The 13,588-nt window shown below is 72.3% G+C and carries 11 protein-coding genes; 4 read left to right on the forward strand and 7 right to left on the reverse strand.

Features of this window, described 5'->3' with window-relative positions:
* Positions 1-328: 328 nt before the first annotated feature.
* The 6 genes from ABIC70_RS26345 to ABIC70_RS26370 all read right to left on the reverse strand — a co-directional run bounded on the left by ABIC70_RS26345 (position 329) and on the right by ABIC70_RS26370 (position 6,489).
* Positions 329-1,381 carry a DNA polymerase III subunit delta' gene (locus tag ABIC70_RS26345; RefSeq protein WP_043354545.1) on the reverse strand — a complete coding sequence of 351 codons (1,053 nt, stop codon included), beginning with the start codon at positions 1,379-1,381 and terminating at the stop codon, positions 329-331.
* 375 nt (positions 1,382-1,756) lie between these two features.
* On the reverse strand, positions 1,757-2,479 hold the full coding sequence (tmk, locus tag ABIC70_RS26350; RefSeq protein ID WP_078947163.1) for a dTMP kinase: 723 nt from the start codon (positions 2,477-2,479) through the stop codon (positions 1,757-1,759).
* Between the two features lie 10 nt (positions 2,480-2,489).
* A complete protein-coding gene (locus tag ABIC70_RS26355) occupies positions 2,490-3,734 on the reverse strand; it encodes a D-alanyl-D-alanine carboxypeptidase family protein (protein WP_043354561.1) in 1,245 nt (414 codons plus the stop codon).
* Between the two features lie 172 nt (positions 3,735-3,906).
* Complete coding sequence (locus ABIC70_RS26360; RefSeq protein WP_354442050.1) at positions 3,907-5,238, reverse strand: septal ring lytic transglycosylase RlpA family protein; 1,332 nt, start codon at positions 5,236-5,238, stop codon at positions 3,907-3,909.
* 281 nt (positions 5,239-5,519) lie between these two features.
* A complete protein-coding gene (locus ABIC70_RS26365; RefSeq protein WP_043354543.1) occupies positions 5,520-5,858 on the reverse strand; it encodes a ribbon-helix-helix domain-containing protein in 339 nt (112 codons plus the stop codon).
* A complete protein-coding gene (locus ABIC70_RS26370; protein ID WP_043354541.1) occupies positions 5,842-6,489 on the reverse strand; it encodes a division plane positioning ATPase MipZ in 648 nt (215 codons plus the stop codon). Before ABIC70_RS26370 ends, ABIC70_RS26365 begins: the two co-directional genes overlap by 17 nt.
* Before the next feature lie 324 nt (positions 6,490-6,813).
* On the opposite strand from ABIC70_RS26370, the gene ABIC70_RS26375 reads away from it, so the two are divergent.
* A complete protein-coding gene (locus ABIC70_RS26375) occupies positions 6,814-7,422 on the forward strand; it encodes a PAS domain-containing protein (protein ID WP_354441972.1) in 609 nt (202 codons plus the stop codon).
* A gap of 79 nt (positions 7,423-7,501) precedes the next feature.
* On the forward strand, positions 7,502-9,139 hold the full coding sequence (locus ABIC70_RS26380; protein ID WP_354441974.1) for an acyl-CoA synthetase: 1,638 nt from the start codon (positions 7,502-7,504) through the stop codon (positions 9,137-9,139).
* Positions 9,140-9,195: 56 nt separating this feature from the next.
* On the opposite strand, the gene ABIC70_RS26385 is transcribed toward ABIC70_RS26380, so the two are convergent.
* Positions 9,196-9,381: a hypothetical protein gene (locus ABIC70_RS26385; RefSeq protein ID WP_043354537.1), complete on the reverse strand. Its 186-nt coding sequence runs from the start codon at positions 9,379-9,381 to the stop codon at positions 9,196-9,198.
* Positions 9,382-9,672: 291 nt separating this feature from the next.
* On the opposite strand from ABIC70_RS26385, the gene ABIC70_RS26390 reads away from it, so the two are divergent.
* Together ABIC70_RS26390 and ABIC70_RS26395 are read left to right on the forward strand one after the other, a co-directional pair.
* Entirely contained in the window at positions 9,673-10,974 is a 1,302-nt protein-coding gene (locus ABIC70_RS26390) for an alpha/beta hydrolase (RefSeq protein ID WP_354441976.1), read from the forward strand.
* 239 nt (positions 10,975-11,213) lie between these two features.
* Positions 11,214-13,490, forward strand: coding sequence for a TonB-dependent siderophore receptor (locus ABIC70_RS26395; protein WP_182592905.1), 2,277 nt, complete (start codon positions 11,214-11,216; stop codon positions 13,488-13,490).
* Positions 13,491-13,588: the final 98 nt, after the last annotated feature.

Here is a 13,588-nt window from a genome sequence, read left to right on the forward strand (position 1 = left end):
GTCCCCGAAGGACGCCCCGGGATCGCTCCCGGGACGCCGCGGACAGGTGCGGTCAGGAAGCACAAAATAGGAACATTGTCAAGGTGCGGGCGGCGCGTCCGGGCGGTGATGCCCTGCGCCCATCGATCCGCGCGGTCACCCCGGGGCGCCGCAGACGAACCCGGACCCGGAGGGGCACGCCGGAGCCGGGCGACCCGGGAACACCGTCCGTGCGAGGCCGTGCCGCCTCGGCGTGTCTGGATCCCAGGCCCCGCCGGGCGGCCCCGGGACGACGGGATGCGGCGGCCTCACGCGGCGCCCATCGCCCGCGACACCGCCGCGTCCGGCCCTACGCCACCTCGGCGAGGTCCCCGAACAGGGACAGCATCACCGGGCGCCGGTCGAGGTTGTAGATCGCCGCCTCCCGGGCGGCGCGGCCGAACCGGTCGGCGACCTCCACCAGGGCGGCGAGGCGGGCGGGGGGCTCGTCCCGGCGCCGGTCGATCTCGGCCGAGACGAAGCGCAGCACCGCGTCCTGGGCGGCCTCGAACCGCGCCTCCGCGTCGCGGCCCGCCAGGGTCTCGGCCAGCTTGAGCACCCGGCCCCAATCGGGCGTGCGCGCCCGCGCCAGCAGGGTCTCGATCTCGGCCACGAGGCCGGCGGTGACCGGATCGAGCATCGCCAGCGCCCGGGCGACCGAGCCCTCGCACTGGGCCAGCGCCCGGGCCAGGGCGGCCTCGTCGGGTTGCGGGAAGGGCTCGGGCAGGCCGCGCACCACCTGGGCGACCGCCTCGGGGGACAGCGGGCGCAGCATCAGGACCCGGCAACGGGAGCGGATGGTCGGGAGCAGCCGGCCGGGCTGGTGGGACAGGATCAGGAACAGTGCCCGGGGCGGGGGCTCCTCCAGGACCTTGAGCAGGGCGTTGGCGGCGTTGGCGTTGAGATCCTCGGCGCTGTCGAGGATGCAGACCCGCCAGCCGGAATCCGTGGCCGTCGAGGCGAAGAGGTCGAGGGCCCGGCGCACCATGTCGACCGAGATCTTGGTCGGCAGCGTCTTGGTGCCGGCGGTCCGGTGGCGGCGCAGGACCACCAGATTCGGGTGCGACAGGCCCGCCACCTTGCCGATGACGGCATCGTCCGCCGGCACGTCGAGGCCCGCCGGCCCGCCGCCCGCGGGATGGGCGAGCAGGCGGCGCGCGACCCGGTAGGCCAGCGTCGCCTTGCCGATGCCGGGGGCGCCGCCGATCAGCCAGGCATGGTGCAGGCGGCCCGCCGCGATCGCGGCCGCGAAGGCGTCGGCCGCCGCCCCGTGGCCGACGAGCCCGAGGGTCTCGCGCGGGCGCGGGATGCCCGACAGGTCTCCGGGCTCGACGTCGTCGGCGGCGCGGTCCACGGGTTTCATGCGAGCCTTCGCTCCTCTGGCGGTTCCGGCACCGCTGCGCTTCCGGAAGCCCACGGGGGCGGTGCCCAGCGCCCCCGAGAGCGCCCCTCGGAACGCCCCTGGGCCGGTCGCACCGGCCTCGCCCGGGCCTCACCGACCCACCCCGTGCCGGTCGCGCGCGGCCCGGCGTGCCGAGCCTGCGTGCCGAGAATGGGCCTCTCCGGCATTCTCGCGCGCGGAACGAAGGGCGAGCGGAGGTTCCACCGCCGACGCGCCCTGCACCCCGTGATCGTGCGCCGGCTCGACCTTGACGGGTCAGCGCCAGGGAGCGGCGGTTTCCATCCGGACGATAGCCCGGACGGGGCACGCCGCAAACCGGCCGCGGAGCGCCGCCGCTCACACCGCATCGCCGCTTCTGCCCGTCCCCTTCGGCCGGTCGGGCAGAAGCTCTGGCAGCCGGGACGCGACGACGGCCCGGATCGCCGCCTCGACCGCGTCGGGATCGCGGGACGCGTCGATCACCGCGCAGCGCTCCGGCTCGGCCCGGGCGATCGCCAGGAAGGCCTCCCGCAGCCGGATGTGGAAGTCGAGGGCCTCGGCCTCGAACCGGTCGGCCCCCTGTCCCGTCCCGGCGCCGCGCCCGGCCGCGCGGGCGAGGCCCGCCTCGGGGGCGAGGTCGAGGATCAGGGTGAGGTCGGGCCGGGTCGGGCCGACGACGACCCGCTCCAGGGCGTCCACGATCCCGGGATCGAGGCCGCCTGCGGCGCCCTGATAGGCCCGGGTCGAGTCGATGAAGCGGTCGCACAGCACGATCTCGCCCCGGCGCAGGGCCGGACGGATCAAGCGGTCGAGGTGGTCGATCCGGGCGGCGCTGAACAGCAGGGCTTCCGCGAAGGGGCCGTAGGGCTTGGCGACGCCGTCGAGCAGGGCCGTGCGGATCTCCTCCGCCCGCGGCGAGCCGCCGGGCTCGCGCGTCACGCAGACGGCCCGGCCCGATTGCGCGCGCAGGGTCGCGGCGAGGCGGGCGATCTGGGTCGACTTGCCGGCCCCCTCCCCCCCCTCGAAGGTGAGGAAGGCGCCGCCCGCCTCCGCGGGATCCCGGAGCCGCAGCACGGTCACGCGCGCGCCGTCACGAGGGGTTGGCCGCCCCGGCAGCACCCTTGTCCGTTCCCTTGTCGCCACCCTTGTCGCCGCCCTTGCCGGCCCGGTCGAGGGCCTTGCGGACGAGGCCGGTGCCGAATTCCAGCGCCGCATCCATCGCCCGCTGCGACAGCGTGCCGGGCTCCACCGAGGCGCCGGCGTAGAGGGGCTGGTCGAGGGCGACCGTGTCGCCGCGCTGGATGCGCAGGACGCCGACTCGCCGGCCCTCCTCCACGGGGGCGACGAGGGGCCCGGTATAGATCACCTTGGCGCTGACCCGGTCGCTGGAGCCGCGCGGCAGCAGGACCCGCACGGGTTTCTTCGCCACCAGCGGCACCGAGCCCGACTGGCCGCCATACACGGAGGCCTCGGCCACGGTCTCGCCCGGCGTGAAGACCTGCCGGGGCTCGAAGGCGCGGAAGCCCCATTCCATCAGCTTGCGCGACTCGGAGGCGCGGTCCCGGGCGCTCTTCAGCCCCGAGACCACCAGAACGAGCCGCTGGCCGTTCTGCACCGCCGAGCCCGTGAGCGCGTAGCCCGATTCCTCCAGGTAGCCGGTCTTGAGCCCGTCCGCGCCGATGTCGAGGGCGAGCAGCGGGTTGCGGTTCTGCTGGCGGATCTTGTTCCAGGTGAACTCCTTCTCGGAGAAGATCTTGTAGTAATCCGGGTAGGTGTCGATGATGTGCAGCGCGAGCTTGGCCATGTCCCGGGCCGTGACCTTCTGGTCGGGCGCCGCGTAGCCGGTGGCGTTGCGGAAGGTCGAGTTCGTCAACCCGATCTCCTTGGCGCGCTGGTTCATCAGCCCCGCGAAGGCCTCCTCGGACCCGGCCATGTTCTCCGCGATGGTGATCGCCGCGTCGTTGCCCGACTGCACGATCAGGCCGCGCAGCAGGTCCGCCATCTTGATGCGGCTGTTGACCTGCGCGAACATCGACGAGCCGCCCCCGCCGGCGCCGCCGCGCTTCCACGCGTCCTCGGTGACGGTGAACTCCGTGTCCATGGAGAGGCGGCCGGATTTCAGCGCCTCGAACACGATGTCGGTGGTCATCAGCTTGGCCATGCTGGCCGGCGAGAAGCGCTCGTCGGCGGCCTTCTCGAACAGGACCGAGCCGGAATCGGCGTCGATCAGGATCGCGTGCGGGGCCGCGGTCTGGAAGCTCTGTGCGGCGGCGGCGGCGAGGCCGGCGCCCAGGGCGCAGGCGGCCGCGAGGAGGGTGAGAAGGGGTCTGCGCATCACCGTTCCGTCCCACGCCTGCCGCCGGCCCGGAAGCATCCCGGCCGTATCCCAATAACAAGCGTGACCATATTACGGTTTCGGCGCCGGATCGAACGCGAAATGCCGCATCGGCGGCCGAGACCCGGCCGGGATCCGGCCGAGGCCCCGATGGCCGACGCCGCGGGCGGCGTCAGTAGATCCCGGCCAGGCGGGCGTGATGGGCGCCGGCAGGGGCGGCGATCCTGCTCGGTGACGCCTTGCCGGGCGCCGCGGACTTGGCAGGCGCTGCGGACTTGGCAGGCGCCGCGGACTTGCCGGGCGCCGCCTTGGACGGCGCGGCCGCCGCGGGCTTGGCCGGCACGGCGGCGAGGCGTGCCATGGCGAGCTTGGCCGAGGCCGGCAGCGGCGCGGAGGGCGGCGCGGAGGGGCCCTTGGCGAGCTTCGTCGGGCCGGGCGCCGGAGCCCCCCGGCCGTGGACCTCGGCGAGCGCCGGACGGGCGGCCGCGCCGGGTTTCGAGGCGATTGTCCCGGCGGCGGCATGCCCGTGCGCCTGGGGCGCTCCCTGGGCGAGGGCCGGGTTGAGACCCGCGACCTTCAGGCTGCCGGCCCCGACGCCGCCACCCTTGGCGGCGGCGGTCTGGACGGGGGCGGGCCGGAACTCCCGCACCCGCGGGGCGGTGGGCTGCACGGCCGCCGGGACCGTCATGGCGGCGGAGGCCAGCATGATCGGCGCGCGCACCGGCGCCGTCCTCTCGGGCCGCGCGGCCGGGGTCTCGGCGGGCTCCGACGCGGAATCCTGGGCGGGACGGAAGGCCAGCGGCGCCGGGGCGGAGCGCGTGTAGCGCTCCGTGTCCTCGGTCGGGCCGAGATCGGCCATCATCACGGTCGAGCGGCCGGCCGGCCGGCCGTCGGTGCGCAGGCTGGCGAGCAGCTTGCGGTCGTCGCTGCCGGCCACCGAGGCCTTGCCGACATATTCGACGCGCACATGCGCGGTGCCCTTGCGGTGGAAGCCCAGGGCGTCGGCCGCCTCCTCCGACACGTCCATGACGCGCCCGGCATGGTAGGGGCCGCGGTCGTTGACGCGCACCACCATCGAGTAGCCGTTGTCGAGGTTCGTCACCCGGGCGTAGCTCGGCAGCGGCAGGGTGGGGTGGGCGGCGGCGATCGAGTGGCGGTCGAACACCTCGCCGTTGGCGGTCATGCGGCCGTGGAAGGCCGAGCCGTACCAGGAGGCGAGCCCCTCGCGCACGTAGCCGTTCGGATTCTCCTTCGGCACGTAGGTCTGGCCGGCGACCACGTAGGGCTTGCCGGTGTAGCGGCGGCCGCCGCCCTTCGGGATCACGTCGCCCTCGTTGTAGAGGCGCGGGCTCGCCTTGACCCCGTATTTCGGGTCGATACCGTTCCCGGCGGCGAGCTTCTGCTGGGGCGAGGTGGCGCAGTTGGCGGTGGCCAGGGCCACGCCCGAGACGGCCATGAGCCGCAGGGCGAGGCGCGCCGGCCGGGGAAGCGTCGTGCGCACCATCGTGGGGGTCACCAAACTCTACGCGTGGCCGGGGCCCGAACCGGACCGGATCCGGACGCGCCAAGAGGCCCGCGGCCGGGTCCACCCAGAATTGTAGGGATCGCGTAAAGGAAGCCTGAACGTTGCCGGAGGTCGGGGTTCAGGCGCTGCGCCCGACGGTGCCGGGCGGTTCGTGCGTGATCTCAGGATCGACGCATAAAAGGCTGTTCGAGAAGGGAAAAGGCTCTCCCAGAGGGCATCTCCCTCCCCGCCGCGGGGGAGGGAGGCGGAGCCGCCTGCCCTCAGCGGGACTGCGCGTCGGTCAGCTGCGCGATCGACTGGGCGCCGCGCTGCTTGAACAGCAGGTCGAGGCCCTCCAGAATCAGGGCGTGCATCTTGGTCCTCTCGGCGTAGGCGAGGTCGCGCAGCTGGTCGTAGACCGGCGGCTCCAGATAGACCGACATCTGGCGGGCCCGCTGCTTGAGCGTGGCCGCGGGCTTCGGCACCGGAGGCGCGAGGGTCAACGACACGATCTCGGCGCCCTGCGGCCGGACCGCCGGCGCGGATCGGGCGAGGGGCTTCACCTGCGGGCTCGCCGAGGCCACGATCGCCGCGAGGCTGAGCTTAGGCGGCTTGGACATGCTGACCCGTCCTCAGGGGCTGCGTGCGGCGCTCGATCCAGGACCAGAGGCGGCGGACCTCCCCGGCGGCCTGGCCCTTCGGGTTGAATTCGGTGACGCCCTGCCCGAGGCCGATCGCGTCCTGGTGGTCGGTGCGGGCGACGATGTTCACGTCGGGCAGGATGCCGAGCACCGCCAGCCCGTCCGCGGCGTCGCGGACCCGGTAGGAGCGCGGCGGGGTCTGGTTCAGCACGAAGGCGAACTTCTTCTCCAGCCGGTAGACGGCGGCCAAGGTCGGCTTGAACGCCCGCAGGTCCGCGGGGGTCGGCCGGCACGGGATGATGCACAGGTCCGCCGCGCGGATCGCCGACAGCGTGCCGGTGGAATCGACCCCCGGCGTGTCGATGAACACGTAATCGTAGGCGGATTCGCGCAGGCGCTCCATCACGGCGTCGATCTGGGTGGCGTCGATCTGCGCCACCTCGGGGCCGTCGGCGGTGCGGTGGTCGAGCCAGTCGGAGATCGTGGCCTGCCGGTCCATCTCCAGGATGCAGACCGTGTGGCCGGCTTCCCGGGCGGCCACCGCCAGGGAGATGCACAGCGTGCTCTTGCCGCTGCCGCCCTTCTGCGTGACGAAGGTGATCGCTTTCATCCTGGGCGTCCTCCAGAAGGCCCCGTGCATCCGTTCGGGCGCCCGCGACCGCCGGTCGCTGCGCCGTCTGGATCAACCTCAGGTATGGAATTTGCGGCGTGCCGCGATCCTGTGACCCAAGGATGTCCCAAGGCAGGTTGCGGCCGACATGGTTAACGACCCGTTAAGACGGCGCGTCGTTCCGAAGATCCAGGCCCAATGCGGCCACAGGCTATCCATCTAAACTTCAGGTTAAGATTCTTAGCATATAGAGAGTTAACAGCCTTTCCAGCGGCGCTCGGATACCGTAGCGTGAGCGCGGGTGAGACGAGGAGTCCGATGGGGGTGAAAACCTCAAGTTTAAAAGCGGGTGTCGCCCCGGCGCGGACTGGCGCGGCCGAAGCCCCGATCCCGCAAGCCGTTCTGGAAGCCTCCGGCGTCGTGGGCACCTGGGCCCACGATTACTGGGCGGGGCAGCTGGCGCTCTCGGCCACCTTCGCGGATCTGCTCGGCCTCGACCCCGAGGCCGCCGCCGGCGGGGTGTCCCTCGAGGTTTTCCTCGATCACACCCATCCCGAGGACCGCATCCGGATCGAGAGCTACCTGCACGCGATGGCCGAGACCGGCGGTCCGGTCGAGGCGGAGTTCCGCACCCGCGACACGCGCACCGGGATCCGCACGCTCCTGATGCGCGGCCGGATCGAGCGGGACCCCGCCGGCGGGGCGACCCGGGGGCGCGGCATCGCCATCGACCGCACCGAGGAGCAGGCCGCCAATCTCGTGCAGAGCGAGCGGGTGGTGAACCGGATGGCCGAGCACATCATCGCCCTGCGCGACCTCGCCCGCGCCCTGCACCGGCCGACCCTCACCGACCGGATCGAGCACCTGATGATCGAGATCGGCTTCGAACTCGCCCGCTTCCTGCCCGAGCCCGAGGACGAGCCCCGCCACTGAGGATGCCCGCGCCCGCCCGATTGATCGCGCCCGTCCCGGCAAGCTACGGTCCCGGCAACATTTTGCCGGGAGGACGGGGATGGCCCGCGACACGATTTACGACCGCGACCTCGACCGCGTCTCGGCCAACCACCAGCCGCTGACCCCCCTGCTCTACCTGGACCGGGCCGCGCGGGTGTTTCCCGAGCACGTGGCGGTGGTCCACGGCCCCCTGCGGCGCTCCTACCGGGACCTCTACGCCCGGGCGCGCCGCCTCGCCTCGGCGCTGGCGGCGCGCGGGATCGGCCGGGGCGACACCGTGGCGGCGCTGCTGGCCAACACCCCCGAGATGATCGAGTGCCACTACGGCGTGCCGATGACCGGGGCGGTGCTCAACACCCTCAACACCCGCCTCGACGCCGGCGCGATCCGCTTCTGCCTGGAACACGGCGAGGCCACGGTGCTGATCACCGACCGCGAATTTTCCCGCACGGCCGCCGCGGCGCTGGAGGGGCTGGAGACCAAGCCGTTCGTGATCGACGTGGACGATCCCGAATACGACGGCCCCGGCGCCCGCCTCGGCGAGACCGACTACGAATCGTTTCTGGCCGGCGGCAACCCGGAGCACGACTGGCGTCTCCCGGACGACGAGTGGGACGCGATCGCCCTGAACTACACGTCGGGCACCACGGGCGACCCGAAGGGCGTGGTCTACCACCACCGGGGGGCGGCGCTGCTGGCGCTCGGCAACGTCATCACGGGCGGGCTCGGCCAGCACCCGGTCTATCTCTGGACCCTGCCGATGTTCCACTGCAACGGCTGGTGCTTCCCCTGGACCCTGTCGGTGGTGGCCGGCACCCATGTCTGCCTGCGCCAGGTCCGGGCGGAGGCCATGTACCGGCTGATGGACGAGCACGGGGTCACGCATCTCTGCGGGGCGCCGATCGTGATGCAGATGCTGATCAACGCCTCCGATGCCGAGCGCCGCGACCTGCACAAGCGCGTCGCGTTCTTCACCGCCGCCGCGCCGCCGCCGGAGGCGGTGCTCGCCGGCATGTCGGAGGCCGGGTTCGACGTGACCCACCTGTACGGCCTGACCGAGAGCTACGGGCCGGCGGTTGTGAATGCCTGGCACGGCGACTGGGACGCCCTGGCGGCCGACCAGCGGGCGGCCAAGAAGGCGCGCCAGGGCGTCCGCTATCCGGTGCTCGAGGCCCTCGACGTCCGCGACCCTGAGACGATGGAGCCGGTGCCCGCCGACGGGGCCACGATCGGCGAGGTGATGATGCGCGGCAACGTGGTGATGCGCGGCTACCTCAAGAATCCCGCCGCCACGCAGGCCGCCTTCAAGGGCGGCTGGTTCCGCACCGGCGACCTCGGGGTGAAGCACCCGGACGGCTACGTGCAGCTCAAGGACCGCTCGAAGGACATCATCATCTCGGGGGGCGAGAACATCTCGTCGATCGAGGTGGAGGACGCCCTGTTCAAGCACCCGGCGGTGGCCGCCGCGGCGGTGGTGGCCAAGCCCGATGCGAAATGGGGCGAGACCCCCTGCGCCTTCGTGGAGCTGAAGCCCGGCGCATCCCCCAGTGCCGACGAGCTGATCCAATGGTGCCGGGGGCGGCTGGCCTCCTACAAGCTCCCCCGCCACGTGGTGTTCGGCGAATTGCCCAAGACCTCCACCGGCAAGGTGCAGAAGTTCATCCTGCGCGAGCGGGCCCGGCAGGAGGGGACCTGACCGGCATCCGTCGGAAGATCCCGGCGGACGGGGCTGACGCCGCCCGCTCGGACCGATCAGGCCTGCGGCGGAATCCGGCGGTCGACGCGGACCGGGACCGGCACCGCCCTGGGGGCGGACCCGGCGTCGCGGAGGTCCGCGAGGATCTGAGCGACGAAGGCCTGGAGCGACACCAGGCTGAACAGGCTGATGGCGGCGACCAGGGCGGCGGAAACCAGGGTCTTGGCGGTTGCGGGATCCACGGCTGGAGTCCTTGGCTTTGCCCCGCCGCGGGTGATCCGGGCGAGGGGCGCGCGTAGCGGCGCCGATGCGATCCCAAGGTGGGCGTGCCACCCGCGCCGCGCCAGCACCGCCGCGGGCGCGCCTGGCATGCGCCGGGGGCCGGGCTCGGCCGCGATCCGGTTGCCGTGACGCTTCGCCCGACCCCGCTGCGGACATCGCGGGCGGGATGGTGCAGCTTTCCCGGCTGGCCGAACGTTGCGTTTCCCGCAATAAGCGCCCGCGCTGAGTGGCGCGCATCCGGGAGAGACGGCATGGCCGGCAACGGCATCGCGAACGGCGCCCGCGCGGCGCTGCTCGCCGTTCAGGGGCTGAGCCTGTCTGCCGGGCTGGCCGCCGGGTTGGCGGCGGGACTGGCGGCGGGGCCGGCCCGGGCCCAGGGCCCTGTCCCGGCCCCGCCGCCGGCGCAGGCCGCCGCCCCCCAGAGCGTGGCGCCCGCCTCCGCCCCGGCGGGACCGTCCGAGCCGGTGACGCGCGCCGGCTATTTCTACATCGGCGGCCGCTACCAGAAGCTCGGCGACAAGACCGTGATGGTCGGCCAGATGTTCGTGCAGTCGCGCAGCCCGGCCCGGATCACGCAAGCCTACCCGGTGGTGATGGTCCACGGCCTCGCCCAGACCGGCGTGAACTACCTCGCCACCGCGGATGGCCGCCCGGGCTGGGTGCAGCGCTTCGTCGAGAAGGGCTACCCGGTCTACGTGGTCGACCAGGTCGGGCGCGGGCGCTCGGGCACCAACCCGGAGGTCTACGGCCCCTACGACCGGCTCGGCACCCGCAGCCTGGAGCGCACCCACACGGCCCCGGAGGTCTACGACCTGTACCCGCAGGCCAAGCTCCACACCCGCTGGCCGGGCGGGGCGGGCGTGCCGGGCAACGCCGCCTTCGATCAGTTCTTCGCCAGCCAAGTCCCCTTCCTCGCCAACAGCCAGCAGACCGAGGAGCTGGTCGATCCCGCCCTGCTGGCCCTGCTGGAGAAGATCGGTCCGGCGATCCTGATCACCCACGGCCAGGCGGCCCTGTTCGGCTGGGCCGCCTCGGATGCGCGGCCGGACCTCGTCAAGGCGCATGTCGCCGTCGAGCCGAACGGCCCGCCCTTCTTCGACGTGCAGTTCCGCGGCGGCAAGGAGTTCTGGGAGAAGACCGGGGACGGGCGCGCCCGGGCCTACGGCCTGACCCGCATGCCGCTGACCTTCGATCCCCCGGTCAAGGCCCCCGAGGACCTGATCGTGGCGCAGCAGGCCAAAGGGTCTGACGCCAAGGGGGGCGACCCGAAGGGGGGCGACGGGCGGATCCGCTGCTGGCTGCAGGGCGAGCCCGTCCGGGCCCTGCCGAACCTCGCGAAGGTGCCGACCGTGGTGGTGACCGCGGAGGCCTCGTTCCACGCCACCTACGACGAGTGCACCATCGCCTTCCTGACCCAGGCCGGCGCCAAGCCCGACGTGGTCCGGCTGGCCGATCAGGGCCTCCACGGCAACGGCCACATGATGATGCTGGAGACGAACAGCGACGCCGTGGCGGACGTCCTGGCCGGCTGGATCGCGGGCCGCGTGAAGTAGCCCCGGGCCGCCGGGCCGCGGGCCCGGTCGCTGCACCACCGATACGTGTTGAAATGGCAACAGCCCTCGTCTTCCGCGCGAAGGCTGCTTGCGGCCGCGCCCGGCTGCCCGTAGTCCGGGGCTGGAAAGATCAAGTATTACAGTAGTTTATCACGATTCTAAACAGCGCGGCCGACACGTCGGGGGCGAATCCGGCGAACGCGGCCGGCTGCCCGCAGCGTCGCATCCGGCAAGAGATCATGAGAGCCGCCCACCCCCTCCCCGGCGCCACGGGCATCGTCCGGCGCGTCACCCTGCGCACCCTCCTCGCCGGCGCCTCCCTGGCCGTCCTGGCGCAGGCCGCGACGGGCCCGGCCCGCGCGCAGGACGCCGCGCCGCGCCGCGGTGCCGCCGCGGCGCCGGCCGGCAGCAGCGTGCAGCTCGAGGAGCTCAGCGTGGAGAGCCAGGGCGGCGGCGGGCCGGCCTCCGCGGTCCGCGCCGGGGCGCCCGCGCGCGCCGTGGAGAGCCCGACCGGCCCGATCGACGGCTACGTGGCCCGGCGCTCGGCCACCGCCACCAAGACCAACACCCCGCTGATCGAGACCCCGCAATCGATCACCGTCGTGGGCCGCCAGCAGATCGACACGCAGAACGCCCAGACCCTGCAGCAGGCGACCCAGTACGTGGCCGGCACCTATGCGGGCACCTTCGGCGCGGATTCGCGCCTCGACTATTTCCAGCTGCGCGGCTTCGTGGCGAGCGATTACGGCCTCTACCGCGACGGCCTGCAGCTCCTGAACTACGGATTCGCATATTACCGGGTCAACACCTACGGGCTGGAGCGCGTCGAGGTGCTGCGCGGCCCCGCCGCGGTGCTGTTCGGCGCCGGCAATCCCGGCGGCCTGATCAACCAGGTCACCAAGCGCCCGACCGAGACGCCGTTCGGCTCCATCGAGGTCGGCGGCGGCTCCTTCGACCAGCGCTACGCCGCCTTCGACGTCGGCGGCCCGGCGGATCGGGAGGGCCACTGGTTCACCCGCCTGACCGGCTACGCCCGCAACGGCGGCACCCAGGTCCAGGGGGCGCCGGACGACAGCTACTACATCGCCCCGGCCTTCACCTATAAGCCGGACGGCGCGACCCGGCTCACGATCCTGTCGAGCTTCCAGCGCGACAACTCCGCCGTGACCTCGAACTTCCTGCCCTATTACGGGACGGTGAAGCCGACCGCGCTGGGCCTGCGCATCCCGCGCGCGCTCAACGTCGGCGATGCCGGCTTCAACACCTTCCGGCGCGACCAGGCCTTCATCGGCTACGAGTTCGAGCACGCCTTCGACGAGACCTGGACGGTCCGCCAGAACGCCCGCTACGCCTTCGCGGAGAGCTACCAGAACTCCTATATCGGCCAGCTCGGCTACGCCGATCCGCAGCAGACGCAGCTCGCCCGCTACCTGTTCCGGGACCACGCCAAGGTCGCCCAGCTCGACGTCGACACCCAGGCCGAGGCGCAGTTCTCCGACGGCTTCTTCCGGCACGACTTCCTGATGGGCGTGGAGTACCGGAACTTCCAGATCCACGACAACCAGGCCTCGGGCTTCCCGGCCCCGAACCTGAACATCCTCGCGCCGGTCTACGGTCCGCAGACGGTCTCCGCCTCGCCGTACCTGATCAACGCCGACTCGTTCCAGCAGGTCGGGCTCTACTTCCAGGACCAGATCAAGCTCACGCCGGAGCTGAGCCTGATCCTCGGCGGCCGGCAGGACTTCGTCGACAACCGGGTCTACGACCGCCTGACCCCCGCCAACAGCAACGGCCGCAACGACAGCGCCTTCACCTACCGGGCGGCGGCGATCTACAACTTCGACTTCGGCCTCGCGCCGTACGTGATGTACTCGACCTCGTTCCAGCCGCTGATCGGCACGGACATCAACAGCCAGACCTTCAAGCCGGAGACGGGCGACCAGATCGAGGGCGGCGTCAAGTTCGAGCCGCCGGGCCAGGGCTACTTCCTGACCTTCGCGGGCTTCGACATCCACCGCAACAACGTGCTGACGCCGAACCCGGCGAACACGCTGTTCCAGAGCCAGCTCGGCGCGGTGCGCTCCACCGGCTTCGAGGCGCAGCTGGTGGCCAACCTGTTCGACGGCCTCAACGTCGTCGGCTCCTTCACGGTCTTCGGGATCAACACCGTGCGGGGCACCGTCGACCAGCTCGGGCGCGTGCCGGTCAACACCCCCGAAAACCTCGCCAACCTGTTCTTCGACTACACGATTCCGACCGGCGACTGGCGCGGCTTCGGCTTCGGCGGCGGCGTGCGCTACATCGGCCGCTCCTTCGCCGACGTCGGCAACACCCTGCGCCTGCCGGACTACGTGCTGTTCGACGCTCAGGTGCACTACGATTACGAGAACTGGCGCTTCCAGGTGAACGCCACGAACCTCGCCGACCGGCGCTTCGTCTCCTCCTGCCAGGCGCAGAATTCCTGCTTCTACGGCGATGCCCGGCGGGTGCTGGCGAAGATCAGCTACAAGTGGTGAGGCGGGGCGCCCGGGTTTCACGGTCCCGGTCCGGCGCAGGCTCCGGGCGACCCGGGTTCGGTTCGCGCCGCGGATCGCCGGCCGGCGCCCCGTCCGGG

The organism is Methylobacterium sp. 1973 (assembly GCF_040545035.1).
Lineage (GTDB): Bacteria > Pseudomonadota > Alphaproteobacteria > Rhizobiales > Beijerinckiaceae > Methylobacterium > Methylobacterium fujisawaense.